Here is a 23,988-nt window from a genome sequence, read left to right as displayed (position 1 = left end):
AAGAATTCCTCCGCTACCTCAGGCGCTACATCGTCCGCGACGTCTACATCGCCCTCCGCGCCGACTTCCCGGGAGGTGCTGTCGGAGGCGTGACGTAAGACCTGTTGGTCTGTTCGTACATGCAATCCGCAGGCGATGCAGCGGGTGCTGCGCACGGCGGTGCGGAGCCCCGATGCCGTCCAGGATGACATGCGCGAGTGGCTGATCAGGGACCTCGGTCACCCGACACGGTGCTGGTCACCGACGAGACCGAGTTCTCGGAGAAGGCTGTACGCGGCAACGTCGCCCGCCTGGAGAACAGCCATGGCGAGCTCGAACAATGCGGGACCGGCTACGTCCTCGCGGTCGGCTGCGACCGTCGCGTGGCGGTCAACGACGGCCGCGCCCTCATCCGCGTCGACGACCTCGCCGAGCGATACCCACCCGGGAGTGGCGGCAGCCCCGTTGCGAGCCGCGGCGTGAACGGTCCCGCGACTACCCGCTGTCCGAAACGGCTGGTGTCCGGGCCGGGAAGCTGTTTCGATACCACCGATGAGCGCATTACAAGATCTTGTTCGTCCGGAGAAGTACCCTCGGTCGTCTCAATACGATCCGGCGTGGCTGCTCCAGCTGGACATGGGGCCGCACCCGCTCTGGCTGCTGGAGGATCTGTCCAGAGACCTCGACCTGCAACCCGGCATGCGAGTACTCGACCTCGGCTCCGGTAGAGGCGCGACGTCTGTCTTCCTGGCCCGCGAATTCGGCGTCCAAGTCGTTGCGGCGGACCTGTGGGTGTCTCCGGACGACGCTGCCGTCATGTTCGCTGAGGCAGGGGTTTCCGATTCGGTTCAAGCGTGCAAAGCGGAGGCGCATACGTTGCCCTTCGCCGCCAACTCGTTCGATGTGATCGTCAGCATCGACGCATACGAGTACTTTGGCACCGCCGACAGCTATCTGGCCTACATCACCCGCTTCCTCAAGCCAGGTGGACAGCTGGCGATCGCGACGCCGGGCATGACCAGCGAGATACGTGACCTCGGAGAGATTCCGCCCCACATCAAGGACTGCGTCGGCTGGGAGGCAATCGCCTGGCACACGGCGCAGTGGTGGCGGTTCCAGTGGCAGATCACCGAGCTGGTCACCGTGACGTCCGCCCGTCTACAACCAGACGGCTGGGAAGACTGGTTGCTGTGGGCTCGGGCATGTCGCGAGCAACAGCCGGAAGACACACGCGACCTGACCGATCCGGTCATCACCATGCTCGAAGCCGATGGCGGCGCGTTATTGTCCTTTGCGCTGGTCACTGCCCGGAAGCCGGTCACCCCATAGTCCCGGCTGTCTAGTATTTCAACGTCCCTTGGCATCGAGTTTGGGCGTGGCGTGGCGTGGGCGTGAAGACGGCACCGCGTTGATCATCGATGGTTTGTGAGGACAACCGAAGATCGTGCGGTGGCCGCGTGCCATAGCGTAGACCCCGCCGGGTGGCGGGTCATCCTGAACGAGGCGATGACGCGTGTCGCGGGCCGGTTCGTGCGGGCCGAGCCCCGGGCGACGGCCGGGCAGTTCGTAGAGGGGCTGCTGTCGGAGGCCGAACGAAAGACCTGCTGGTCGCTTGCGGAGCGGGCGGGTCACGGGGATCCACAGGCGATGCAGCGGCTGCTGCGCACGGCGGTGTGGGATGCCGACGCCGTCCGCGATGACGTGCGTGAGTGGCTGATCGAGCAGCTCGGCCATCCCGCGTATGGAGCGGGTCTACTCGGCGACGAAGACGCCTACGCCCGGCAGGGTCTCGGTCATGCCCTTGATCCGTAGCACCTGCATGGCGCGGTCGATCACGGGCTCCGTTACGTCGTAGTGCTCGATCAACTCTCGACGGCTGGGCAGCTTGGAGCCGGGCGGGAACTCGCCAGACGCGATGCGTTCGGCGAGGTCGTCGGCGATCTGCTCGTAGCGGTAACGCGGTGGCACGGTGTTCCCCTCGGTTGGCAACACGAGTAGACCACCTACGTCAGCCCTTGACTACCCAACGGTACCTATGGGAGGTTGCCGAGGAGGTCGATTCCCCCGGTTGGCGCTGTGGGCCGTCCTCACCGGCGTGGATGCCCGGCGCATCCCCCGTGATCGGGCATCCACGCCCCCGGACACCTGCGGCACGAGGAGGCGGCAGTGCTCCCTTCCGATCCCCTGACGCGGCGAAGAGTCGCCCCAACGGCTCCGGCAAGCCGATGAAGCGCGTCTTCTATGACGAGTACGTCCTGGCGGTGGCGCTCACCCTCGCCCGCCGTCATCGGCCCGTCTGGTCATGGCGGCACTGGCGGCACGTCTGCCGCTGCGGAAGCAGCTTGCCCTGCCGAAGCCGCCACCGCATCCCGATCAACCGCGGCCACTGGCCCAGCCAGGACGGCCCGCGATGACCACCCACCACCCGATCAAACCTTCCTGGACCTGCGGCGGCTGTGCGGGAGAGTGGCCATGCCAAACTCGGCGGCGGGAACTGCGAGCTGAATATGACCGCGCCCCCGTGTCGCTTGCCCTCTACCTCGCCGCCCAGCTCGTCGACGCCGCCCAGGACCTGGCCCACGTCCCCGCCGGCCACCTGCACCACCGCTTCCTCGGCTGGACCCGATGAGCATCCTTCGACCCGGCGACGAGAAGTTCCACTACAGCGACGGCTCCCACAAGTGGACCCCGCCGGACCCGGACTACGACCAGGAGGTCTGGGAGGAGCAGGTCCGCCAGCACAAGCAAGGCCACCTCAGAAATGAGCGCCCGAAGGTCCGCATCCAGCGTCTGATCTGAGGCCAGCAGTACAGCAGCGAAGTACAGCAACCGTGCCAGCCGAAACCGGTCGAGACGAGCCCCGCCAGGCCCTCTGACCTCGCTTCGAGCCTGATCCGACCGGCTCGCCGACAGTTCACACCGAAGCGGTCACCATGCCCGATGTGTGACCGTTGGTTACCCGGCACGGCAGAAGCTCAATCACTCGGCGGGCGCGGTCCTCGCTTGTCGGCAGTAGGTAGGTGTTGACCCGCAGCGTGAAGCTTAGGTCGGCGTGGTCGAGGTACAGGGACAGCGCCTTGATGTTCTCGCCCGCACCGCCGGGGACACGAACTCCGATCACAAGGGTGTCGTGGCGTACTTCTTCCTCGCACCCTGACCGGCAAGACGAACGGGTCGGCGTCAACGAGCGGTTGGCGGAGCTCCGACCTGTGAGGACCACAACGCCAACCGTCACGTGTCGTAGAGGCCGTCCCATGGCTCGTGGAATCCGAGGCGATCCGGATACAGCTCGACCCAGTCGACGTGGCTGCCGTCGCCTGCCCGGTCGCCGGACTCGTCGATCAGGCCGAAGACGACGCCGTCCTGACGGGTCTGGAACAGTCGTACGGCGATGTCGCCGTACGACCTGCCGGGCAGGCTCGCGAGCAGCCCGTCGAGTGCCTCGCTCAGCGCGCCTCGATCCGGAACCCGCGTGATGGTCGAGCTCCGGTACGTCCCGTGGTGGTCGAAGAGGTGCACGTACGCGTGGTGGTCCCACGCCGAGGCGAGGAACAGCCCTTCGTCGTAGCGGCCGATCGTGTCCGTCCGGTGGCCGGGCTCGTGCGCGATGGGAATCAGCCGGGGTACGGGCACCCGATCAACGTAGCGCACGAGCGCGGGGCGCCCGCCGCGACGGCGGACGCCCCGAAGCGTCGACGTGCCGGTCAGCCGATCAGCGTGACCGAGTAGTCGTACGTCGTCCCGGTCACCGAGTACGTGGCGGTCTGCCCGTTCTCGCAGTACGACACGAAGCTGCTCGGGGTCCGCGTCGCTCCGGCGACCGCGTCGACCACCGGGCGGACGTCGGCGCCGACCGGCAGCGCCGTGGTGGTGAGATCGATCGTCCGCGACTGGTTGATCGGGTAGTTGTCGGTGTTCGCCGTCTCCAGACCGTTGCTCGCCTGAACGCTGAAGGACATCACGAAGGCGGCGTTGTTCACCACGGCGATGCGCTGAACGCAGGGTTCTGCCTGCGCGCTGGCCGCGGAGGCCCCAGCCAGTGCCGATGCCCCGGCGGCGAGCGTCCCGGCGAGTGCGGCTCCGACGAGCCTGGCGCGGAAGGTCATGGTGTCACCTCTCGGTCGAACGTGGTGCCGGGCGCCGACTTGCGGCGCCCGGCGTTCGGTCCATACCGGAGTGCCCGCACGTCTTCGATCGAACCCTGCGAATCGAGTATGTTTTGTGGCCCGGCCCACGCCGCCCTCCCTCGCGGACGGCCGGGCAGCTCTCAGGCACGTCCCGGAGGGAGTGCGCGCAGGCTTCGCGTCAGGGCGGGAATCATCACCGCCGCCGCGACCAGGTGCAGCGCGACCAGCGTGACGCTCGTCGTGGCGGCGGCCCCGACGAGGAACGGCGGCGCCAGCGACAGCGCGGTCAGCGCCACCGCCGTCCACACGAACCGCGACGCGGGACGCGCGCTGAACCGCAGCAGTACGGCGGCGATGACGACCCCGACGAGGGAGAAGAATCCGGTCACCACGGTGAATCCGCCGAGCGGGATGGCCTCGTCACCGCCGTCCGGGATCGCGAAGTCGACGCCGGCGGCCCGCGCGAGCGCCGCGCCGAGCGTGGTTGCAGTCATCGCGACGAGTGTGGCGACGACGCCGGTGACGGCGAGCCGCCGGAAGCCGTGCGAACGGCGAGAGCCCACGCCGGTGCCGGTGCTGCTGATCATGTCGCTCCTCCAGAAGTCGGGGGTCAGGACTCGTACCGTCGCGGTGCAGCGGCCGGGGTTGCGCAGCGCGCGTACTCCGGTGTCGCGCAGCCAGAAACCGGCGTCGCGGCGCAGGACCGGCCCGGGCGCGCCGTCGCGCAGCTCCAGCTGCACCCGTCCGCGTGTGACCACGCCGTACGCGTGCTGCCACTGGGCTGCGACCACCGCGACGCGCGCGCCGCCGGGCAGCGCGAGCGTCCGCACCGGCACTACGGGGTACGGTCGGCCGGCAGGCGCTCGGGCAGCCCGAGGCGCGGGAACTGGTCGGCGTGGAACGTGACGATCTCGGTGATCGCCCCGCCGGTGACGCGCAGGGCGTCGACGGTGAGCGGCAGGTACGCGCCGTCGCTCTCCTGCCACAGGTAGAACGCGACGGCGGGCTGCCGGTTCACGGCGGTGGGCACGGCCCGCATGCTGCCCAGGCTCTCGAAGCCGTCCGCGACCCAGTCGGCGACCACCGCGTCCCGGCCGATCTGCAGCCCCGGGGTGGGGGGCATCGAGCAGCGCACGTCGTCGCGCAGCATGGCGGCGAGAGCGGCGACGTCCTTGGCGACGGCGGCGTCGGTGAAGCGGCGTACCAGCTCGCGGGTGCGGGTGTCGGTCTCGTCGCCGGTCCAGTCCTGCCGCTGCGCGGGCAGGTGTTCCCGCATGCCGGCGCGGGCGCGCTGCAACGCGCTGTTCACCGAGTTGACCGAGTCGCCGAGCAGCTCCGCGACGTCCTTGGCCGGCCAGCCGAGCACGTCGCGCAGGATCAGCACGGCACGCGGGCGTGGCGCGAGGTGCTGCACCGCGACCAGGTACGCCAGCTCGATCGTCTCCCGCGCCACCGCGACGGCTTCCGGCTCGTCCGCGCCGGCCGCGGGCAGCTCGTCGAGCAGCCGGTCCGGGTAGGGCTGCAGCCACCGCACCTCGCCGCCGGTCGCGGGCTCGGGACGGCACTTGGCCAGCAGGTCCAGGCAGGCGTTCGTGGCGATGCGGTACAGCCAGGCCCGGAACGTGGAGCGTCCGGCGAACGTCTCGCGCCGTCGCCAGGCGCGCAGGAACGTCTCCTGGACGGTGTCCTCGGCGTCCTCGAACGATCCGAGCATCCGGTAGCAGTGCACGTGCAGCTCCCGCCGGTGCCGCTGTGCCAGCCCGGCGAACGCCGGCTCGTCGACCTCACGCAGGTCGCGCACGTCCGGCTCCGCCTGCCGCGTCTCCGCACCCATCGCGTCATCCTCCCGCCCGTCGTGGTCTGTCGCAGGTGTGACGGGAACGGGCGGGAAAACTCATCACCGCGCCGTCAGCTCGTGCGCGGCGCGTACATGATGATCGCGACGCCGACCAGGCAGATGGCCGCGCCGGCGAGGTCGTAGCGGTCGGGCCGGAACTTGTCGACGACCATGCCCCAGGCGAGCGACCCGGCGACGAACACGCCGCCGTAGGCGGCGAGGATGCGGCCGAAGTTCGGGTCCGGCTGGAACGTGGCGACGAATCCGTAGGCGCCGAGCGCGATCACCCCGGCGGCGATCCAGAGGAGGCCGCGGTTCTCCCGCCAGCCCTGCCACACCAGCCAGGCGCCGCCGATCTCGGCGAGCGCGGCGAGCAGGAACAGCAGGATGGACCGGACGACAGTCATGCGTCAGACCGTAGCCGGGCGCGAGGGTCGCGACGCCTGGCGCGGCGACACCTGCGGCCCGCCCGGTCCGCAGGCGTGATCACCGGCCGCCACCTGCGGCGACGTCGGGAATACGGCTGTGCTCGGCGGCCCGGCGGACTACCGTCACCGGAGTACGGGCCGACGCCGGACCAGGCGGCGCGTCCACGCCCCCGCCGTCGGCGTTGACGTGGCGGAAACGCCCGAGGGCGAGCATGGGTACGACGAAAGGGGCGGACATGACCGACGAGGTGACGTCGCAGGTCCCGCCGGACCCGGCTCCCGTGCTGAGCGCGCCCGCCGGCACCGGGCCGGTCGGACCGCCGAGCAGCCTGGACCTGTGGGCGCGTGCCCAGGTGCTGCACCGTTGCTTCGGCGACGACGACGGCGAACCGCACATCATGCGCGGCCTGGACTGACCACGCCGCTCAGCGCACCGTCACGCCGGCCCGCGCCAGCGTCTCCCACCAGGACGCGAGGTCGGGCACCGGCTCGGTGCGGGCGCTGAGCTCGTCCAGCCGCCGCAGTTGTTCCCTGCTCGGTGGCGGTGAGACGGTGGCGCCCACGCCGACCAGGGCGTACCGGTGGCCGCCGACGGTGAGCAGCATCGTGCCGAAGATCGTTCCCCGGGCCTCGACCTGCCCGACGGGCGCGGCGAACACCTCCGCCCCGCGCCGGTCGCCGGCCCGCAGCCAGCCCTCGTCGAGGGTCATCAGCACCGGCACGCACCGCAGGCCGTTCCAGAGGCTACGTCGCCAGTAGACAATTCCGGCGTACGACGGGTGCGGCTCCATCCCGGCGACGGTACCCGGGCCGATCCAGCGTGACCGGCGCGGGCGCCCGGGAGGCCGTCGCCCGGTGAACGTTTCCCGGCGGCCGTGCGTGTGAGCCGGTGAGCATCACCGGCGTCCGCCGGGGGTACTGCTGCGGGACACGGGTACGAAAACCGGGAGGTCATGGTGGGGGACAGGGCGGGACGTCAGGGGCGCGGGCCGATCGCCGGGCTGGTGGTGGCCGCGCTGGTCGCGGCCGGCTGCATGGCCGGCGGCGTCGACCAGGGCGAGCCGCAGCAGCCCGCACCCCCGCGCAGCGCGCAGCCCGAGTCGCAGACCACCCGGGCGGACGGCACCACGAGCGTCGCCGAGTTCAAGCAGGACATCGAGGACGCGGTCCGGCTGGCCGAACGCTACTGGGCGCAGCAGTTCCGCGCCTCCGGTCAGCGCTTCACCCCGATCCGGCGGGTGGTGCCCTACAGCCGGGAGGGCGAGGTGGCCTGCGCCGGGCAGGCGCTGCCCCGCAACAACGCCGTGTACTGCTCCGCCGGCGACTTCATCGCCTACGACGTGAACTGGTCGGTGGCGGCGTTCCGGCAGATCGGCGACGCGTTCCTGTTCTACCTGCTCGGCCACGAGTACGCCCACGGCATGCAGGTGCGGCTCGGCATCCGCTACAACTTCACCATCCAGCAGGAGCTGCAGGCCGACTGCATGGCCGGGGCGTACCTCGGGGACAGCGTGCGCGCCGGGGTGCTGGAGCTGGAGGACGGCGACCTGGAGGAGTTCCGGGAAGGGCTGCTGGCGGTCGGCGACGACCCCGACCAGCCGTGGTTCGCCGAGGGCTCGCACGGCACCGCCGAGCAGCGCAGCGATTCGTTCTTCCGGGGATACGAGAAGTCGCTGGGCGCGTGCGGTCTCGGGTGATGCCGCGGGTCACCCCGATCGGGGACGGTGACGGGCGGGCCCGGCGCGGCTGGCAGGATCGGCGGGGTACCCGTATCGAAGGAGGCCCCCGCTGAGCAGCAAGCACCCCGCCGCCGTGCTCTTCGACATGGACGGCACGCTGGTCGACAGCGAGAAGCTGTGGGACGTCGCGTTGCAGGAACTGGCCGCCGTGTACGGCGGTGTCCTGTCCGACGACGCCCGCCGCGCGATCGTCGGCACCGGGATGGCCGACGCCATGCGGATCGTGCACGACGACCTGGGCCAGCCGGAGCGGGACGTGCAGGAAAGCGCCGACTGGATCAGCGCCCGGATCCTGGAGCTGTTCCGCACCGGGCTGCAGTGGCGTCCGGGCGCGCTGGCGCTGCTGCGGGCGGTACGCGACGCCGGCATCCCCACCGCGCTGGTCACCTCCAGCGGCCGGTCCCTGGTCGAGGTGGCCCTGGACACGCTGGGCCGGGACAGCTTCGACGCGGTGGTCTGCGGCGACGAGGTGGACGCGGCCAAGCCGCACCCGGAGCCGTACCTGACCGCCGCGCGTCTGCTGGGCGTACCGGTCGAGCGGTGCGTGGCGATCGAGGACTCACCGACCGGAGTGGCGAGCGCGCTGGCAGCCGGTGCGGCGGTGCTGGCCGTTCCGGCCGAGGTGCCGCTGGCGCCCGCCGACGGCGTACACCAGATGGAGAGCCTGCTCGGGGCGGACCTGGAGCTGCTCGCGGCGCTGCTCAACCGTTAGGAAGGGCCCCTTCTTATGCACGAGGCGTTAAGAAGGGGCCCTTCCTTTCACGTCAGTCGTGGGCGATGGCGCCCAGGACGTTGATCCGCGCGGCGCGGATCGCCGGCAGCACCGCCGCGACCACGCCGATGATCGCGGCCAGGATCAGGAACGTCACCATCTGACCCCACGGCAGGATCAGGTCGGTGATGCCCTCGTCCTTGAGCGCCTCCACCACCGCCGCGCCGAGACCGGTGCCGACCACCACGCCGAGCAGCGCGCCGAAGATGGAGATCACCACCGCCTCGACCGTGATCATGCGCATGGTCTGGGCGCGGCGCAGGCCGATCGCCCGCAGCAGACCCAGCTCCCGGGTGCGTTCCAGCACCGACAGCGCGAGCGTGTTGATGATGCCCAGCACCGCGATCACGATGGCCAGCGCCAGCAGGATCTGGATCATCTGGAGCAGGGAGTCCAGCTGACCGGTCTGCTGCTCGATGAACCCGGCCCGGTCGGCCACCGACACCTCGGGGCTGTCCGCCAGCAGCCGCTCGATCTGCGGCTGCACCGCGTCCACCGACGTGCCGGGGGCGAGCTGCAGGAAACCCTGGATCGGCTGCGGGATGGCGAAGTCCGCCGTTGCCTGCGGCGGCAGCGTCACCGGGTTGGTCAGCTGTGAACTCTCGTAGATGCCGCTGACCGTGTAGGTGCGGGCGTCGCCACGGGACAGCTGCACCGGCACCGTCGAACCGACGCTGAGGTTGCGTGCCTTCGCGGTGTCCGAGCTGACCAGCATCTGGTCCGGCGCCAGCTTGCTGATGTCACCGGCGGCGGCCTTCGCCCCGAAGATCTGCTGCAGCGCGGCCACGTTGCTCGACACGGCCACCCAGGTCCGCTCGCCGCCGACCACTGCCATGTCGCCGTACTCGCCGTCGACCATCTGCACGCCCGGGATCGCCGCGGCCTTCTCCAGGACCGCCGGGTCGAAGCTCGCCGGACGCGGCCCGGACGTGGACCCGGAGATCACCAGCTCCGCCTTGATGGTGTCCTCGGCCAGCGCGCCGATGCTGCCCTTGGCCGAGTCCAGGATCACCGTCACGCCGGTGACCAGGGCGATGCCCACCATCAGCGCGGCGGCCGTGATCGCGGTACGGCGCGGGTTGCGGCCCGAGTTGAGCCGGCCCAGCTTGCCCGGCACCGACCAGGAGAACATCGCGCCGAGCAGCGAGACCACCGGCCGGCTGATGATCGGGGTCAGCAGCGCCACCCCGATGAACGCGAACAGCACGCCGCCGAGGATGGTCGCCAGGGTGCTGTCGCCGGCGTGCCCGCCGAGACCGAGGAACAGCAGCACCGCGCCGATGCCGGTGACCACGGCACCGCCGATGGTGACCTTGGTCAGCGGCCGGTCCGGCGTGGCCACGTCCTGCATCGCGGCGATTGGCGGGATGCGCGAGGCGCGCAGCGCCGGCAGCAGCGCGGCGACCACAGTGATGAGCATGCCGACCGCGAACGCGCCGATCACCGCCGAGGCGGGCACGCCCAGCCCGGCCAGGGTGAGACCCCCGGCGAGCTGACCGAACAGGTACGCAAGCAGCGCGCCCACGCCGATACCGGCGGCGAGCCCCAGCACCGAGGCGATCAGGCCGACCGCGAGCGCCTCCAGCACCACCGAGCCGATGACCTGCTTGCCGCTGGCCCCGATCGCGCGCATCAGGGCCAGCTCACGGGTGCGCTGCGCCACGATGATCGAGAACGTGTTGAGGATCAGGAACGTGCCGACCAGCAGCGCCACCGCGGCGAACCCGAGGAGGATCTTGTTGAAGAACGACAGCCCTTCCTTGAGGCCGGCCGAGGCGTCGGCGGCGAGCTGCTCGCCGGTCTTGACCTGGTAGTCGGCACCCAGCGTGCGGGCCAGCTCGTCGCGCAGCGCGGCCGGCGTGGTGCCGTCGGCGGCCTGGACGCTGATGTTGCTGAACACGTCCGGCTTGCCCAGCATCAGCTGCTGCGCCACCGGGGTCGTGAAGTAGACCTCGTTCGCGCCACCGATCGAGTCCCGGCCGCCGCTGTAGCCGAACACGCCGACGAGCGTGAACTCCTTCTTCGGGGCGAGGGTCAGCACGCCGACCCGGTCGCCGACCTTGACCTTGCCCGCCTCGGCCAGCGCGGCGTTGATCACGATCTCGTCGTCGGCCTGCGGGCCGCGGCCCTCGCGCAGCTCCAGCAGGTCGCTCTCACCGAGCCAGTTCTGGCCCAGCTGCGGCGGGCCGAACGAGGTGACCACCTTGCCGTTGCTGCCGATCATCCGGGCACCCTCGGCGGCCACCACACCCTCGGCGTCGGCGACGCCGGGCACCGCCTTGACCCGGTCCAGCACCGACGCCGGCATCGGAGTGCTCAGCGGCATCCCCTCCGCCGTGGAGACGTCGATCTTCGGCTTGGCCTCGACGCTCACGTCGACCTCGGCGTACGCGTCGGCGAAGACCGCGTCGAAGGAACGCCCGAGCGTGTCGGTGAGCACGAACGCGCCGGAGACGAACATGACGCCGAGCACCACCGCCAGCCCGGACAGCAGCAGGCGCAGCTTGCGCGCCAGCAGGCTCTTGAGCGTTGCCCGCAGCATCAGTTGCCCACCTCGACCGGGGCGTCCAGCTTCTTCATCGTGTCCAGCACCGTCTCGGCGGTCGGTTCGATCAACTCCGAGACGATCTGCCCGTCGGCGAGGAAGACCACCCGGTCGGCGTACGCGGCGGCGGTCGGGTCGTGCGTGACCATGACGATGGTCTGGCCGTGCTCGCGTACCGAGTTGCGCAGGAACTTCAGCACCTCGGCGCCGGAGCGGGAGTCCAGGTTGCCGGTCGGCTCGTCCGCGAAGATCACCTCGGGGCGGGCCACGAGCGCCCGGGCGCACGCCACGCGCTGCTGCTGGCCACCGGAGAGCTGCGCCGGGCGGTGCCCGAGCCGGTCCCGCAGGCCGACCGTGTCGATCACGACGTCGTACCAGGCCGGGTCGGGCTTGCGCCCGGCGATCGACAGCGGCAGCAGGATGTTCTCCTGCGCGGTGAGCGTCGGCAGCAGGTTGAACTGCTGGAAGATGAAGCCGACCTTGTCCCGGCGCAGCTTCGTCAGACCGGCGTCGTTGAGACCGGTCACAGTGGTGTCGCCGATCATCACGGTGCCCTTGGTCACCGTGTCCAGACCCGCGAGGCAGTGCATCAGTGTGGACTTCCCGGAACCCGACGGCCCCATGATCGCGGTGAACCGGCCGCGCTCGAACTCGGCGCTCACCCCCCGCAGCGCGGCGACCTGCGCCTCGCCGCTGCCGTACACCTTCCACACATCGTTCGCCCGGGCCGCGGCCTGCTCTTGGCCTACCGTCGCGGTCACGTCATGTACCTCTTCCGTCTGTCGTTCTCAATGCCGCACCGCCCCCGCTGGTCGGTGCGGCGGAATCCATCCTCGGGGTCGCGAGCCCGAAAGCCCTCCGACCTGGGGTGGAATCCGTGCCGATCTTCCGGTGAGGGTCGACCCCCATCCGGGCTCAGGGTGACCCCTGACCGGCAGGCGACGCCGACGCTAGAGCCTCACCCGGCGTGATGGTCAACACATCAGCCCCGCCGCTGGTCACGGTAGGTGACCCGCGCCACCTCACCGCCCCGGACGAACCAGACCCGTCTCGTACGCGAGCACGACCGCCTGGACCCGGTCGCGCAACCGTAGCTTCGTCAGCACGTGCCCGACATGGGTTTTCACAGTCGTCTCGCTGACCGACAGCACCCGGGCGATCTCCGCGTTGGACAGACCGCGCGCCATGTGGGTGAGCACCTCCCGCTCCCGGTCGGTCAGCGGGTCCAGCGCCCGCGCCGGCGCGGCGGCCGGATCGGGCAGCAGCTCGGCGAAGCGGTCCAGCAGCCGGCGCAGGATGCGCGGAGACATCGCCGCGTCCCCGGCCGCCACCGTGCGGATCGCCGCGACCAGGTCCTCAGCCGGCACATCCTTGGTCAGGAACCCGCTGGCGCCGGCCCGCAGCGCCCCGACGACGTGTTCGTCCTGCTCGAACGTGGTGAGCACCAGCACCCGCACCGGTAGCCGCGCGGACACGATCGCGCGCGTCGCGGTCACCCCGTCCATCCGCGGCATCCGGATGTCCATCAGCACCACGTCGGGCAGCAGCCGCCGCGCCAGGTCCACCGCCTCCGCGCCGTCGCCGGCCTCACCCACCACGTCCAGGTCGTCCTCCGCGCCCAGCACCATCCGGAATCCGGTACGCAGCAGCGGCTGGTCGTCGGCGAGCAGAACCCGCACCGGCCGGGACACGGCGCCGTCGGTCATGCGTCCCCCTCGTCCCCGGGCGGCGGTCCGGCCGGGACCCGTCGGCGCCGGCACGCGCGCGATCCGCCCGGCGTGAGCCGGGCCGCGGTAACCACCGTAGAGGTCACCGGTCGCGCGGTCGCCGATCAGGCCGCCCCGATCCCGCAGGTTGGCCGGGCTCCGCGCGCTCAGGCCCGCGCGGGATCGCAGGCGCTCTGCGTCCTGGGTCCGCGCGGGATAGCGGGCGGTCTGCGCGCCGGTCATGCGCGGAATGGCCCGCCGGTCCGGGGCGGTCCGGCCAGGCGTCAGCCCGGGCGCCCTCCGGCCAGCGCCGAATACTCGACGGCTGGGGCCGGAGGTTACTCGTCGGCGCCGGGCGCCACCGGGCGGGAGCGGGCGTCCACCAGCGGGTCGGGCGCGGCGGCGGCCACCGGGAACGGCGGCGGCGTGCCGCCGTAGCTCGGGCACAGCGCCTGGTGGCTGCACCAGTCGCACAGGCGGCTCGGGCGGGGCCGGAAGTCCTGCCGGGCGGTGGCCTGCTCGATCGCCCGCCACAGCGCCACCACTGTGCGCTCGAAGCGCACCAGCTCGTCGGCGTCGGGGGCGTAGTCGCAGACCTCGGCGTCCTTGAGGTAGAGCAGGCGCAGCACCCGCGGCACCACGCCCCGGGTACGCCACAGCACCAGGGCGTAGAACTTGAGCTGGAACAGCGCCCGCGCCTCGAACGCCTCGCGCGGCGCGCCGCCGGTCTTGTAGTCGACCACTCGCAGCGCGCCGTCGGGCGCCACGTCGAGCCGGTCGAGATAACCCCGGATGAGCAGTTCGTCGTCCACCACCGCGGAGATCAGCGCCTCGCGCTCGGCCGGCTCCAGCCGGCGCGGGTCCTCCACCGCGAAGTAGCCGTCCAGCAGCGCCGTCGCCGACCGGAGGAACTCCTGCGGACCGGCGGTGTCGCCGTCGGCGAACAGCGTGGCCAGCTCCGGCTCCTCGGTGACCAGCCGGTCCCACTGGGGAGCGACCAGATCGCCGGCCGACTCCGGGGTGCGGGCGGCGGCCGGAAGGTCGAACAGCCGCTCCAGCACGGCGTGCACGAGCGTGCCCCGGGCCTGCTCGACAGTCGGCCGCTCGGGCAGCCGGTCGATGCTGCGGAACCGGTAGAGCAGCGGGCAGGTCTTGAAGTCGGCCGCCCGGGACGGCGACAGCGACGCCCGCACCGTGACCGGCGCCGGTGCCGTCTGGTCGCCGTGGCTGTCGATCATCGGTTCCGCCGTCATGCCCGGAAGGTTAGGCCACGCCTGTGACACCGCCACCGTCGCCGCACCGGAGCATGATCGGATCTCCCTCTCAGTGACCGCGGCGGCCCGCCGCGCACGCTCACGTAGCATCGGGCCGGTGCAGCAGCGGAGCCGAGGATCCCGCCGGCCGGGGCTCAGCCTCGGCCGGGTGCTCGGGGTGCCGCTGCGCGTCGACGCCTCGATGCTGCTGCTCACCGTCGTCGTCACGGTGCTGTACGCGGCGCTGGCCCGCCGCCAGCTCGACCTCGGCCCGCTCGGCGGCTACCTGGTCGGGTTCGGCTTCGTGGTCTCGCTGCTCGGCTCGGTGCTGCTGCACGAGCTGGGCCACGCGCTGACCGCCCGCCGCTACGGCATCGGTGTGCGCGGGATCACGCTGGAACTGCTCGGCGGGTACACCGAGATGGACCGCGACGCACCCACGCCGCGGATCGAGCTGCTGATCTCGCTGGCCGGGCCGGCCGTGTCCGCCGTACTCGGCGCCGGCGCGGTCGCCGCCACCCTCGCGTTGCCCGCCGGCACTCTCGGCCACCAGCTCGCCTTCCAGCTCGCGGTCAGCAACGTCGTGGTGGCGATCTTCAACAGCCTGCCCGGTCTGCCGCTGGACGGCGGGCGGGCGCTGCGCGCCGCGGTGTGGGCGCTCACCCGCGACCGGCACCGCGGCACCGAGGTGGCCGGCTGGGTCGGCCGGGCCGTCGCGCTGGGCACGCTGGCGCTGGTCGTGGTGCTCACCATGCGCCGGGCGCTGGCCCCGCTGGCCCTGCCGCTGCTGCTGCTCGTCGCACTGACGCTGTGGCGCGGCGCCGGCCAGTCCATCCGGCTGGCCCGTATCGGCCGCCGGCTGCACCTGGTCGACCTGGCCCGGCTGGCCCGCCCGCTGCTGCCGGTGCCCACCGGCACGCCGCTGGCCGAGGCCCAGCGCCGCCGCGACGAGGCGGCCACCCCGCACGCGGCGCTGGGCGTCGTCGACTCCGCCGGCCGTACCGTCGCCGTGGTCGACCCGGCGCGCGCCGCCGCCGTACCCCCGGAACGGAGGCCGTGGGTCGCGGTGGACGAGGTGGCCCGCGACCTGTCCGCGGTGCCGGCCCTGCCGGTCGGCGCGGACGGCGAGCGGGTCCTGGAGACCGTACGCACCCACCCGGGCGCGCAGTACGTCGTGACGGCAGGCGAAGATGTGGTCGGCGTGCTGCACATCGCGGATCTCGCCCAGCTCCTGGAACCCAAACGGAAGACGAACACGTGACCGTAGAGATCTCCACCGTCCCGGCGTTGCCCCCGGTCCACCGCGGGCCGTTCCGGCCGGGCGACCGGGTCCAGCTGACCGACCCCAAGGGCCGGATGCACACCGTGACGCTGGAGCCCGGCAAGGAGTTCCACACCCACCGGGGGATCCTCAAGCACGACACCCTGATCGGCCTGCCCGACGGCAGCGTGGTCACCACCGCCGGCGGCGGCACCGCGTTCCTGGCGCTGCGGCCGCTGCTGTCGGACTACGTGCTCTCCATGCCGCGGGGCGCCCAGGTGATCTACCCGAAGGACTCGGCGCAGATCGTCGCCATGGGCGACATCTTCCCCGGCGCCAAGGTGCTGGAGGCCGGCGCCGGGTCCGGCGCGCTGTCCTGCTCGCTGCTGCGGGCCGTCGGCACCGAGGGCGAGCTGCACTCGTTCGAGCTGCGCGACGACTTCGCCCAGATCGCCCGCCGCAACGTGGAGGCGTTCTTCAACGGCCCGCACCCGGCCTGGAACCTGCACGTCGGCGACGTCGCCGACTGCGCCGAGACCGGTTTCGACCGGATCATCCTGGACATGCTGACCCCGTGGGAGATGCTCGACATGGTCGAGCGGGCGCTGGTGCCCGGCGGCGTGCTGATCGGCTACGTGGCCACCACGCCGCAGCTGTCCGAGCTGGTCGAGGCGCTGCGCGAGCGTGGCGGCTGGACCGAGCCGCGCGCCTGGGAGTCGCTGGTGCGCGACTGGCACGCCGAAGGGCTGGCGGTCCGCCCGGACCACCGGATGATCGCCCACACCGCGTTCCTGGTCTCCGCCCGCAAACTCGCCCCCGGGGTCACCGCGCCGCCGCGCCGCCGCAAGCCCAGCAAGGGCGCCGAGGCGTACGCGCAGCGCCGCGACGCCCTGCGCGCCGCCGCCGCGGCCCGCGCGGAGCAGGAGCCGCAGGAGTCCTGACCCCCGACGCGCGGGCGCGCGCGTACGGGCGGATCATGTGTGCCGGTGGGCACGACACCTGAGCGGGTGGAGACGGTGGCATGAGCGAGCGGATCGGGGCGCGCGTCGGGCGGCGCGCCCGTGCCGGTGACCTGGACCGGTGGCAGCACGGCGGCGCGGCCCGGTGGGAGGCGGCGTGAGCAACCCCGGTTACGGCAACGGTGACCTGCCCGCCGTCTTCCCGGACTGGTCGCCCTACACCGACCTGGAGTCGGCCGCCCGCGCGTACCTGCGCGACCCGGACATCGCGCTGGAGGCGCTCGACGGCGTGCTGCGCGGCGCCTCCGTGCTCGGCTTCACGCTGGAACGGTTCGTCAACGAGGTGAACGGCGTGTGGCAGGAGGTCGTCGTCTGCGACGGCAGCCGGCTGGTGCTCTGGCACGGCGAGGACGTGCCACCGGGGGAGGGGCCGCCCGGCGCGATGACCTCGTCGCTGCGGGTGGTGCCGCTGTCGACAGTCACCGAGGTCGGCTGCCGGCGGCGGCTCATGCGGGCCGAGAACGGCACCGTACGGGTCGACAGCATCGACGTGTACCTGCTGCTCAGCTCCCTGGACGAGGCGCCACCCAGCGACGAGGTGGCGGGCGCGCCCCGGCACGACGCGCTGCGTTTCGGCAAGACCCTCGACGACGGCGGGGCGGGGCAGATCGCCCGGCTGGAGGAGTTCGCCCGGCTGGTCGCCTCGGTGGTCGGCCGGCCCCTGCTCTGAGGCGGACGAACGGCGGGCCGGGGACGTGTGGTCCCCGGCCCGCCGTGCAGCTGTCCGGGCCTCAGTCGTCGGCCTCCGGGCCGGCCACCTCGACCCCGTCGCTGCCGCGCACCACGTGGATGCACTCGCCCGGGCACTCCTTTGCCGAGTCGATCACCTCGAGGCGCAGGTGCTCCGGCACGTCCACCCGGGCACCGGGGGCCTGCCGCAGCTCGCCGTCGGGGCCCTTGACGTACGCCAGGCCGTCGACGTCGAACTCGAAGACCTCCGGCGCGTACTGCACGCAGAGCCCGTCACCGGTGCAGAGGTCCTGGTCGACCCAGACCTGCAACTGGTCGGTCGCGACGTCGGTCACGAAGCACCCCCCATGTTCTCCCGTCCCACGCTCCGACGGTACCCGAACGCCCGTACCCACCCCGCGACCAGCCCTTCGCGATCAAGCTTCGGTGACGAGCGCGTTGCTGTGGACCGAATCGGGCTCATAGCGGCTAGTGTTAGGTCAGAACGTTCAAGCCCCCCGGGGAGGTGGGACGTGGCACGCAGCGACGACGCGGACTCGCGCGCCGCACGGTGGGAAAAGGAAGCCCACGATCTCTCCACGCAGGTCGCGTTCCTGCAAGAGGAACTCGCTCTGGTGCGGCGCAAGTTGACCGAAAGCCCTCGACACGTCCGGCAGCTCGAAGAGCGGCTGGCGGCCACCCAGGCCCAGTTGGCGCGGCTGACCGAGAACAACGAACGGCTCGTGAGCACCCTCAAGGAGGCTCGCGCGCAGATCGTGACGCTCAAGGAGGAGATCGACCGGCTCGCCCAGCCACCGAGTGGCTACGGCGTCTTCCTGGCCAAGCACGACGACGGCACGGTGGACGTGTTCACCGGCGGGCGCAAGCTCCGGGTGGCGGTCTCGCCGTCGCTGGAGGCCGACGAGCTGCGCCGTGGCCAGGAGGTCCTGCTCAACGACGCGCTCAACATCGTCGACGCGTTCGGTTTCGAGCGGGTCGGCGAGGTCGTGATGCTCAAGGAGATCCTGGCGGGCCCGGACGGCGCGCCGGGTGACCGGGCGCTCGTGGTGTCGCACTCCGACGAGGAGCGGATCGTGCACCTCGCCGAGACCCTGATCGGCAGCGCGATCCGGGCCGGCGACTCGCTCATGATCGAGCCCCGCTCGGCGTACGCCTACGAGCGGATCCCGAAGAGCGAGGTCGAGGAGCTGGTCCTGGAGGAGGTGCCCGACGTCAACTACGAGGACATCGGTGGCCTCCAGGCGCAGATCGAGCAGATCCGCGACGCGGTGGAGCTGCCCTTCCTGCACTCCGACCTGTTCCGTGAGCACCAGCTCCGGCCGCCGAAGGGCATCCTGCTCTACGGTCCGCCCGGCTGCGGTAAGACGCTGATCGCCAAGGCGGTGGCCAACTCGCTGGCCAAGAAGATCGCCGAGCGGGAGGGCAAGGAGCGGCACACCAGCTTCTTCCTCAACATCAAGGGCCCGGAGCTGCTCAACAAGTACGTCGGCGAGACCGAGCGGCACATCCGGCTGATCTTCCAGCGGGCACGGGAGAAGGCCGGTGAGGGCACTCCGGTGATCGTGTTCTTCGACGAGATGGACTCCGTGTTCCGCACCCGCGGCTCCGGCGTCTCCTCGGACGTGGAGAACACCATCGTCCCGCAGCTGCTCAGCGAGATCGACGGCGTGGAGGGCCTGGAGAACGTCATCGTCATCGGCGCCTCCAACCGGGAAGACATGATCGACCCGGCGATCCTGCGTCCCGGCCGGCTCGACGTGAAGATCAAGATCGAGCGGCCGGACGCCGAGGCGGCGAAGGACATCTTCTCCAAGTACATCCTCGCCGGCCTGCCGCTGCACGCCGACGACCTGGCCGAACACGGCGGCGACGCCCAGGCCACCGTCGCGGCGATGATCGACGCGGTGGTCCTGCGGATGTACTCCGAGACCGAGGAGAACCGCTTCCTCGAGGTCACCTACGCCAACGGCGACAAGGAAGTCCTCTACTTCAAGGACTTCAACTCCGGCGCGATGATCCAGAACATCGTCGACCGGGGCAAGAAGATGGCCATCAAGGAGTTCCTCACCTCCGGCCGCAAGGGGCTGCGCCTGCAGCACCTGCTCGACGCCTGCGTCGACGAGTTCCGGGAGAACGAGGACCTGCCCAACACCACCAACCCCGACGACTGGGCGCGCATCTCCGGCAAGAAGGGCGAGCGGATCGTCTACATCCGCACGCTCGTCTCCGGCGGCAAGGGCGCCGAGGCCGGACGGTCCATCGAGACCGCCAGCAACACCGGCCAGTACCTGTAGTCCGACCCTGCGACGAAGGCCCGTGGCGTGCCCGCCACGGGCCTTCGCGCGTACGCAGGGAAGCCGCCACACCGTACCCGGCGCTGCCGCCACGCCCCCTCGGCGCGTCACGCCGACTACGCTCGACATGACGGGGACCGGGACGGCGAGCGGGAGCGGGCAGGTCGATGAGCGTCAGAAGGATCATGGGCACCGAGGTCGAGTACGGCATCTCCGTGCCCGGTCAGGCCGGAGCCAACCCGATGGTCACCTCCTCCCAGGTGGTAAACGCCTACGGGGCGCGGCCGGAACTCAACCGGGGCGGCCGGGCCCGCTGGGACTACGAGGAGGAGTCGCCACTGCGCGACGCGCGCGGGTTCACCTACTCCGGCGCCGCGTACGACCCGGCCGAGGCGCTCGCCGACGAGGACCTCGGCCTCGCCAACGTCATACTCACCAACGGCGCGCGGCTCTACGTCGACCACGCCCACCCGGAATACTCCACGCCCGAGGTGACCAACCCCCTCGACGTGGTCCGGTGGGACAAGGCGGGGGAGCGGGTGATGGCCGAGGCGGCCCGGCGGGCCGCGACCATCCCGGGCACCCAGCCGATCCACCTGTACAAGAACAACACCGACAACAAGGGCGCCAGCTACGGCGCGCACGAGAACTACCTGATGCGCCGGCAGACGCCGTTCGCCGACATCGTGGCGTACCTGACGCCGTTCTTCGTCACCCGGCAGATCGTCTGCGGCGCCGGGCGGGTCGGCATCGGCCAGGACGGCGGCCAGACCGGTTTCCAGATCTCCCAGCGGGCCGACTTCTTCGAGGTCGAGGTGGGGCTGGAGACGACGCTCAAGCGGCCCATCATCAACACCCGCGACGAGCCGCACGCCGACGCCGACAAGTACCGCCGGCTGCACGTCATCATCGGCGACGCCAACCTCTCCGAGATCTCCACGTTCCTCAAGGTCGGCACCACCGCGCTGATCCTCACCATGATCGAGGAGAAGGCGCTCGGCGCGGACCTGGGCATCGCCGACCCGGTGGGGGAGCTGCGCGCGGTCAGCCACGACCCGTCGCTGAAGCACCTGATGCGGATGCGCGACGGCCGCAAGCTCACCGCGCTGGACGTGCAGTGGGCGTACCTGGAACGGGTCAGCTCCTTCGTGGACGACCGCTACGGCAAGGACGTGGACGCGCAGACCGCCGACGTGCTGCGCCGCTGGGAGAGCGTGTTGGACCGGCTCGGTCGCGACGCGTTCGAGTGCGCAGACGAGCTGGACTGGGTGGCGAAGCTGCGGCTGCTGGAGGGCTACCGGGAGCGGGAGAAGCTCGGCTGGGGCTCGCACAAGCTGCAGCTGGTCGACCTGCAGTACTCCGACGTGCGGCCGGAGAAGGGCCTCTACCACCGCCTGGTGCAGCGTGGCTCGATGAAGACGATGCTCAGCGACGAGCAGACCCGCACCGCGATGACCGAGCCGCCGGAGGACACCCGGGCCTACTTCCGGGGCCGCTGCCTGGCGCAGTACGCCTCCGAGGTGGTCGCCGCGAGCTGGGACTCGGTCATCTTCGACGTGGGCCGGGAGTCGCTGGTGCGGGTGCCGATGATGGAACCCGAGCGGGGCACCCGGGCGCACGTCGGTGAGCTGTTCGACCGCTGCGAGAGCGCCAAGGATCTGCTGGAGACGCTCACCGGCGGGTGACCCGGATGCCGGAAGGCCCGTCGGGTGCCGGAACCGGGCGCGCGGCGGGCCTTTCGTCGCTCCCGCGAGGTAAGTTGATCGCAGGCGATCGTGGAGGAGGCACCACCATGGCGACCCAAGAGGGTGGGCAGACCCAGTCCGGCAAGTCCCGCGAGGAGGTCGACGAGGTCACCGCGGAGGCGAACCCCGAGGTGGCCGAGCGGCACGCCGAGATCACCGAGGACGTCGACGACCTGCTCGACGAGATCGACTCCGTCCTGGAGGAGAACGCAGAGGAGTTCGTGAGGGGATATGTGCAGAAGGGGGGTCAATGAGGCTTATGTCCGATTTGCCGGAGGCTTCGGACAAGCTTTGCCCCCAGTGCCGCCGCTCGCTTCCCGCGTCGGCGTTCCACCGTAATCGGCGTCGTCCAGACGGGCTGGCGTTCTACTGCAAGACGTGTGCCGCTGCTCGCTCAGAGGCGAGTCGCCGGAAACGTGGCATCGCGCCGCAGCGAAGGGCTGCCGTGCCGGTAGCGGACGGCCTCAAGTGGTGCCCCGACTGCGAGCAGATCAAGCCCGTTGACGATTTCCCCCGAACGACCAACGCCAGCGGTCGGCACAGCTACTGCAAGCCGTGCCACATCGCCCGCGGTAACGAGACGAAGCAGCGACTCTACGGCGGCAATCGCGAGTACCACCTGCGCCGCCGCTACGGGGTCGGGGAGAAGGAGTTCCAGGAGCTCCTGACCGAGCAGGGCGGCGTGTGCGCGATCTGTCGGCGCCCCGATCCGGAACATCTGGACCACGATCATCGCACCGGATGGGTGCGCGGGATACTCTGCTTCAACTGCAACGGTGGTCTTGGCCAGTTCAAGGACAACGCCGAAGTCCTGGCCAGGGCGATCACGTACCTGAGAGGAACCACGTGGCAGCGGGTTTTGATCCATCCGGGCGTCTTCCAGATGTGTTCACCAACGCGGGGACGTCCTCCTTCACAGCGTTCCTGAGCAAGGTGGCCCCCGAGATGCTGCCCGGCCGTCGGCCGCTGCCGCCCGGCATGGCCGCCGACATGGCGCCGCACGCGACCACCATCGTGGCCATCTCGGCCGCCGGTGGCGTGGTCATGGCCGGCGACCGGCGCGCCACGATGGGCAACCTGATCGCCCAGCGCGACATCGAGAAGGTGCACCCGGCCGACGCGTACTCGCTGGTCGGCATCGCGGGCACCGCGGGCATCGGCATCGAGCTGATGCGACTGTTCCAGGTGGAGCTGGAGCACTACGAGAAGATCGAGGGCGCGATGCTCTCGCTCGACGGCAAGGCCAACCGGCTCGCCTCGATGATCCGCGGCAACCTGGGCGCGGCCATGCAGGGCCTGGCCGTGGTCCCGCTGTTCGCCGGTTTCGACCTGGCGGCGAGCGACCCGGCGCGGGCCGGGCGGATCTTCAGCTTCGACGTGACCGGCGGCCCGTACGAGGAGACCGGCTACGACGCGATCGGCTCCGGCTCGCTGTTCGCCAAGTCGGCGCTGAAGAAGCGGTTCCGGACCGGCCTGTCGGTCGAGGACGCGACGCGGCTGGCGGTCGAGGCGCTCTACGACGCGGCAGACGACGACACCGCCACCGGCGGTCCGGACCTGACCCGGCGGATCTACCCGGTCGTGATGACCGCTACCGCCGAGGGCACGCACCGGCTCACCGACGCCGAGACGGCGGCGATCGCGGAGAGCGTGGTGGCCGGCCGGATGGAGAACCCCGGCGGCTGATCCCGCTTCCCGTCCACCGACTCAGCAGTCCCGCACCATCAGGTCCGAAGGAGAACCGCCGCCGTGGCCATGCAGTTCTACGCCTCGCCCGAGCAGATCATGCGCGACCGCTCCGAGCTGGCCCGCAAGGGCATCGCCCGGGGCCGCAGCGCGGTGGTCCTGAGCTACGCCGGCGGGGTGCTCTTCGTCGCCGAGAACCTGTCCAGCACGCTGCACAAGGTCAGCGAGATCTACGACCGGATCGGCTTCGCCGCCGTCGGCCGGTACAACGAGTTCGAGAACCTGCGTCGCGCGGGCGTGCGGATGGCCGACCTCAACGGCCTGAGCTACGACCGGCGGGACGTGACCGGCCTGGCGCTCGCGAACGCGTACGCGCAGACGCTTGGCGCGATCTTCACCGAGCAGTCGAAGCCGTTCGAGGTGGAGATCTGCGTGGCCGAGGTGGGCGCCACGCCCGAGGACGACTCCCTCTACCGGGTGACCTACGACGGTTCGGTGAACGACGAGCCGGGCCGGATGGCGATGGGCGGCCAGGCCGAGGCGATCAGCGGGGTGCTGAAGAACGAGCACCGGCCGGAGATGTCGCTGTCGGAGGCGGTCCGCGCCGCCATGAAGGCGCTGAGCAGCGTCGGCGGCGAGGGCGGCGCGGCCCGCACGATCGCCGCGAACCAGCTGGAGGTTGCGGTCCTGGACCGGCGCCGGGTGGGGCGTACGTTCCGGCGGGTCACCGGCGCGGCGCTGACCGCGCTGCTGAACGGCGAGGCCGAGGGGGACGTCGCCCCGGCGCCGGGCCAGGCGAAGACGCCGACGGTGCCCACGGAGGAGGCGAAGAAGCCGACCACGTCGGCGGGTTCGGCCGATCTGGAGGGCAACGCGGAGGACAAGCCCGCCGAGTGACACCTACGCG

At 71.2% G+C, this 23,988-nt stretch carries 29 protein-coding genes; 16 read left to right on the top strand and 13 right to left on the bottom strand.

Going from position 1 to position 23,988, the window contains the following annotated elements:
* Window positions 1–531 precede the first annotated feature (531 nt).
* Window positions 532–1,308, top strand: coding sequence for a cyclopropane-fatty-acyl-phospholipid synthase family protein (locus DQE82_RS22310; protein WP_113973715.1), 777 nt, complete (start codon window positions 532–534; stop codon window positions 1,306–1,308).
* A gap of 177 nt (window positions 1,309–1,485) precedes the next feature.
* Complete coding sequence (locus tag DQE82_RS22305; RefSeq protein WP_233514739.1) at window positions 1,486–1,791, top strand: transposase; 306 nt, start codon at window positions 1,486–1,488, stop codon at window positions 1,789–1,791.
* Here the strand turns inward: DQE82_RS22305 and DQE82_RS22300 are convergent.
* The gene (locus DQE82_RS22300) at window positions 1,732–1,947 is read right to left on the bottom strand and encodes a winged helix-turn-helix domain-containing protein (protein ID WP_233514738.1); all 216 of its coding nucleotides are present in this window, start codon (window positions 1,945–1,947) and stop codon (window positions 1,732–1,734) included. The genes DQE82_RS22305 and DQE82_RS22300 overlap by 60 nt on opposite strands.
* A gap of 442 nt (window positions 1,948–2,389) precedes the next feature.
* Here DQE82_RS22300 and DQE82_RS31505 point away from each other — a divergent pair, with 442 nt between their 5' ends.
* Both DQE82_RS31505 and DQE82_RS30865 read left to right on the top strand, forming a co-directional pair.
* Complete coding sequence (locus DQE82_RS31505) at window positions 2,390–2,608, top strand: flavin reductase (RefSeq protein ID WP_113973709.1); 219 nt, start codon at window positions 2,390–2,392, stop codon at window positions 2,606–2,608.
* Window positions 2,605–2,778, top strand: a complete 174-nt coding sequence (locus DQE82_RS30865) for a hypothetical protein (RefSeq protein WP_199496078.1) — start codon at window positions 2,605–2,607, stop codon at window positions 2,776–2,778. Before DQE82_RS31505 ends, DQE82_RS30865 begins: the two co-directional genes overlap by 4 nt.
* A 432-nt stretch (window positions 2,779–3,210) precedes the next feature.
* On the opposite strand, the gene DQE82_RS22280 is transcribed toward DQE82_RS30865, so the two are convergent.
* The 6 genes from DQE82_RS22280 to DQE82_RS30570 all read right to left on the bottom strand — a co-directional run bounded on the left by DQE82_RS22280 (window position 3,211) and on the right by DQE82_RS30570 (window position 6,609).
* Complete coding sequence (locus DQE82_RS22280; RefSeq protein WP_113973707.1) at window positions 3,211–3,612, bottom strand: hypothetical protein; 402 nt, start codon at window positions 3,610–3,612, stop codon at window positions 3,211–3,213.
* A 71-nt stretch (window positions 3,613–3,683) separates the two neighbouring features.
* Window positions 3,684–4,085, bottom strand: a complete 402-nt coding sequence (locus DQE82_RS22275; protein WP_069089801.1) for a hypothetical protein — start codon at window positions 4,083–4,085, stop codon at window positions 3,684–3,686.
* 161 nt (window positions 4,086–4,246) lie between these two features.
* A complete protein-coding gene (locus DQE82_RS22270; RefSeq protein ID WP_233514737.1) occupies window positions 4,247–4,936 on the bottom strand; it encodes a DUF6069 family protein in 690 nt (229 codons plus the stop codon).
* A gap of 5 nt (window positions 4,937–4,941) precedes the next feature.
* On the bottom strand, window positions 4,942–5,940 hold the full coding sequence (locus tag DQE82_RS22265; RefSeq protein ID WP_113973703.1) for an RNA polymerase subunit sigma-70: 999 nt from the start codon (window positions 5,938–5,940) through the stop codon (window positions 4,942–4,944).
* A gap of 74 nt (window positions 5,941–6,014) precedes the next feature.
* Entirely contained in the window at window positions 6,015–6,350 is a 336-nt protein-coding gene (locus DQE82_RS22260; protein ID WP_043324404.1) for a YnfA family protein, read from the bottom strand.
* A 79-nt stretch (window positions 6,351–6,429) separates the two neighbouring features.
* Window positions 6,430–6,609: a hypothetical protein gene (locus DQE82_RS30570; RefSeq protein WP_147265157.1), complete on the bottom strand. Its 180-nt coding sequence runs from the start codon at window positions 6,607–6,609 to the stop codon at window positions 6,430–6,432.
* Here DQE82_RS30570 and DQE82_RS22255 point away from each other — a divergent pair.
* A complete protein-coding gene (locus tag DQE82_RS22255) occupies window positions 6,608–6,787 on the top strand; it encodes a hypothetical protein (RefSeq protein ID WP_043324402.1) in 180 nt (59 codons plus the stop codon). The two genes, DQE82_RS30570 and DQE82_RS22255, sit on opposite strands and share 2 nt — an antisense overlap.
* A gap of 9 nt (window positions 6,788–6,796) precedes the next feature.
* Here DQE82_RS22255 and DQE82_RS22250 read toward each other — a convergent pair whose 3' ends face one another.
* Window positions 6,797–7,162 carry a hypothetical protein gene (locus DQE82_RS22250; RefSeq protein WP_113973701.1) on the bottom strand — a complete coding sequence of 122 codons (366 nt, stop codon included), beginning with the start codon at window positions 7,160–7,162 and terminating at the stop codon, window positions 6,797–6,799.
* Between the two features lie 165 nt (window positions 7,163–7,327).
* On the opposite strand from DQE82_RS22250, the gene DQE82_RS22245 reads away from it, so the two are divergent.
* Together DQE82_RS22245 and DQE82_RS22240 are read left to right on the top strand one after the other, a co-directional pair.
* Window positions 7,328–8,068 (top strand): neutral zinc metallopeptidase, encoded by a 741-nt coding sequence (locus DQE82_RS22245; protein ID WP_113973929.1) that lies wholly within the window; start codon window positions 7,328–7,330, stop codon window positions 8,066–8,068.
* Window positions 8,069–8,183: 115 nt separating this feature from the next.
* Complete coding sequence (locus tag DQE82_RS22240; RefSeq protein ID WP_064446106.1) at window positions 8,184–8,822, top strand: HAD family phosphatase; 639 nt, start codon at window positions 8,184–8,186, stop codon at window positions 8,820–8,822.
* A 52-nt stretch (window positions 8,823–8,874) separates the two neighbouring features.
* Here the strand turns inward: DQE82_RS22240 and DQE82_RS22235 are convergent, their stop codons facing one another.
* The 4 genes from DQE82_RS22235 to DQE82_RS22220 form a co-directional block, all read right to left on the bottom strand.
* On the bottom strand, window positions 8,875–11,424 hold the full coding sequence (locus tag DQE82_RS22235; protein ID WP_064446105.1) for an ABC transporter permease: 2,550 nt from the start codon (window positions 11,422–11,424) through the stop codon (window positions 8,875–8,877).
* The gene (locus DQE82_RS22230) at window positions 11,424–12,188 is read right to left on the bottom strand and encodes an ABC transporter ATP-binding protein (RefSeq protein WP_104112477.1); all 765 of its coding nucleotides are present in this window, start codon (window positions 12,186–12,188) and stop codon (window positions 11,424–11,426) included. The genes DQE82_RS22235 and DQE82_RS22230 overlap by 1 nt, the downstream gene beginning before the upstream one ends.
* Window positions 12,189–12,449: 261 nt before the next feature.
* The gene (locus DQE82_RS22225) at window positions 12,450–13,133 is read right to left on the bottom strand and encodes a response regulator transcription factor (protein WP_064446104.1); all 684 of its coding nucleotides are present in this window, start codon (window positions 13,131–13,133) and stop codon (window positions 12,450–12,452) included.
* 338 nt (window positions 13,134–13,471) lie between these two features.
* The gene (locus tag DQE82_RS22220) at window positions 13,472–14,386 is read right to left on the bottom strand and encodes a PD-(D/E)XK nuclease family protein (protein WP_113973699.1); all 915 of its coding nucleotides are present in this window, start codon (window positions 14,384–14,386) and stop codon (window positions 13,472–13,474) included.
* 202 nt (window positions 14,387–14,588) lie between these two features.
* On the opposite strand from DQE82_RS22220, the gene DQE82_RS22215 reads away from it, so the two are divergent.
* The 3 genes from DQE82_RS22215 to DQE82_RS22205 all read left to right on the top strand — a co-directional run bounded on the left by DQE82_RS22215 (window position 14,589) and on the right by DQE82_RS22205 (window position 17,336).
* Entirely contained in the window at window positions 14,589–15,647 is a 1,059-nt protein-coding gene (locus DQE82_RS22215) for a M50 family metallopeptidase (RefSeq protein ID WP_233514754.1), read from the top strand.
* Entirely contained in the window at window positions 15,644–16,588 is a 945-nt protein-coding gene (locus DQE82_RS22210; RefSeq protein WP_043324388.1) for a tRNA (adenine-N1)-methyltransferase, read from the top strand. Before DQE82_RS22215 ends, DQE82_RS22210 begins: the two co-directional genes overlap by 4 nt.
* Before the next feature lie 175 nt (window positions 16,589–16,763).
* Window positions 16,764–17,336, top strand: a complete 573-nt coding sequence (locus DQE82_RS22205) for a hypothetical protein (RefSeq protein WP_043330176.1) — start codon at window positions 16,764–16,766, stop codon at window positions 17,334–17,336.
* A gap of 61 nt (window positions 17,337–17,397) precedes the next feature.
* Here the strand turns inward: DQE82_RS22205 and DQE82_RS22200 are convergent, their stop codons facing one another.
* A complete protein-coding gene (locus DQE82_RS22200; protein WP_043324386.1) occupies window positions 17,398–17,691 on the bottom strand; it encodes a ferredoxin in 294 nt (97 codons plus the stop codon).
* A 177-nt stretch (window positions 17,692–17,868) separates the two neighbouring features.
* Here DQE82_RS22200 and arc point away from each other — a divergent pair, with 177 nt between their 5' ends.
* The 6 genes from arc (at window position 17,869) to prcA (ending at window position 23,978) form a co-directional block, all read left to right on the top strand.
* Window positions 17,869–19,650, top strand: coding sequence for a proteasome ATPase (arc, locus tag DQE82_RS22195; protein WP_043324384.1), 1,782 nt, complete (start codon window positions 17,869–17,871; stop codon window positions 19,648–19,650).
* A gap of 167 nt (window positions 19,651–19,817) precedes the next feature.
* A complete protein-coding gene (dop, locus tag DQE82_RS22190; protein ID WP_036344014.1) occupies window positions 19,818–21,335 on the top strand; it encodes a depupylase/deamidase Dop in 1,518 nt (505 codons plus the stop codon).
* A 107-nt stretch (window positions 21,336–21,442) separates the two neighbouring features.
* Window positions 21,443–21,649 (top strand): ubiquitin-like protein Pup, encoded by a 207-nt coding sequence (locus DQE82_RS22185; protein ID WP_030504127.1) that lies wholly within the window; start codon window positions 21,443–21,445, stop codon window positions 21,647–21,649.
* Between the two features lie 191 nt (window positions 21,650–21,840).
* Entirely contained in the window at window positions 21,841–22,323 is a 483-nt protein-coding gene (locus DQE82_RS22180) for an endonuclease VII domain-containing protein (RefSeq protein WP_104112475.1), read from the top strand.
* Window positions 22,242–23,081 (top strand): proteasome subunit beta, encoded by an 840-nt coding sequence (gene prcB, locus DQE82_RS22175; protein ID WP_030504129.1) that lies wholly within the window; start codon window positions 22,242–22,244, stop codon window positions 23,079–23,081. The genes DQE82_RS22180 and prcB overlap by 82 nt, the downstream gene beginning before the upstream one ends.
* A gap of 63 nt (window positions 23,082–23,144) precedes the next feature.
* Entirely contained in the window at window positions 23,145–23,978 is an 834-nt protein-coding gene (gene prcA, locus DQE82_RS22170) for a proteasome subunit alpha (protein ID WP_113973697.1), read from the top strand.
* Window positions 23,979–23,988: the final 10 nt, after the last annotated feature.

The organism is Micromonospora sp. LHW51205 (assembly GCF_003315815.1).
GTDB classification, from domain to species: domain Bacteria; phylum Actinomycetota; class Actinomycetes; order Mycobacteriales; family Micromonosporaceae; genus Micromonospora; species Micromonospora chalcea.
Note: the sequence above shows the minus strand (reverse complement) of the source record. Positions and strands in the feature narration are given on the sequence as shown.

What these genes read in the sequence shown, in the direction of transcription:
- DQE82_RS22310 (WP_113973715.1), top strand. Translation starts at nt 532, where the DNA reads ATGAGCGCATTACAAGATCTTGTTCGTCCGGAGAAGTACCCTCGGTCG.
- DQE82_RS22305 (WP_233514739.1), top strand. Translation starts at nt 1,486, where the DNA reads ATGACGCGTGTCGCGGGCCGGTTCGTGCGGGCCGAGCCCCGGGCGACG.
- DQE82_RS31505 (WP_113973709.1), top strand. Translation starts at nt 2,390, where the DNA reads ATGACCACCCACCACCCGATCAAACCTTCCTGGACCTGCGGCGGCTGT.
- DQE82_RS30865 (WP_199496078.1), top strand. Translation starts at nt 2,605, where the DNA reads ATGAGCATCCTTCGACCCGGCGACGAGAAGTTCCACTACAGCGACGGC.
- DQE82_RS22275 (WP_069089801.1), bottom strand. Translation starts at nt 4,085, where the DNA reads ATGACCTTCCGCGCCAGGCTCGTCGGAGCCGCACTCGCCGGGACGCTC.
- DQE82_RS22265 (WP_113973703.1), bottom strand. Translation starts at nt 5,940, where the DNA reads ATGGGTGCGGAGACGCGGCAGGCGGAGCCGGACGTGCGCGACCTGCGT.
- DQE82_RS22260 (WP_043324404.1), bottom strand. Translation starts at nt 6,350, where the DNA reads ATGACTGTCGTCCGGTCCATCCTGCTGTTCCTGCTCGCCGCGCTCGCC.
- DQE82_RS22255 (WP_043324402.1), top strand. Translation starts at nt 6,608, where the DNA reads ATGACCGACGAGGTGACGTCGCAGGTCCCGCCGGACCCGGCTCCCGTG.
- DQE82_RS30570 (WP_147265157.1), bottom strand. Translation starts at nt 6,609, where the DNA reads ATGTCCGCCCCTTTCGTCGTACCCATGCTCGCCCTCGGGCGTTTCCGC.
- DQE82_RS22250 (WP_113973701.1), bottom strand. Translation starts at nt 7,162, where the DNA reads ATGGAGCCGCACCCGTCGTACGCCGGAATTGTCTACTGGCGACGTAGC.
- DQE82_RS22235 (WP_064446105.1), bottom strand. Translation starts at nt 11,424, where the DNA reads ATGCTGCGGGCAACGCTCAAGAGCCTGCTGGCGCGCAAGCTGCGCCTG.
- DQE82_RS22225 (WP_064446104.1), bottom strand. Translation starts at nt 13,133, where the DNA reads ATGACCGACGGCGCCGTGTCCCGGCCGGTGCGGGTTCTGCTCGCCGAC.
- DQE82_RS22220 (WP_113973699.1), bottom strand. Translation starts at nt 14,386, where the DNA reads ATGACGGCGGAACCGATGATCGACAGCCACGGCGACCAGACGGCACCG.
- DQE82_RS22215 (WP_233514754.1), top strand. Translation starts at nt 14,589, where the DNA reads ATGCTGCTGCTCACCGTCGTCGTCACGGTGCTGTACGCGGCGCTGGCC.
- dop (WP_036344014.1), top strand. Translation starts at nt 19,818, where the DNA reads ATGAGCGTCAGAAGGATCATGGGCACCGAGGTCGAGTACGGCATCTCC.
- DQE82_RS22185 (WP_030504127.1), top strand. Translation starts at nt 21,443, where the DNA reads ATGGCGACCCAAGAGGGTGGGCAGACCCAGTCCGGCAAGTCCCGCGAG.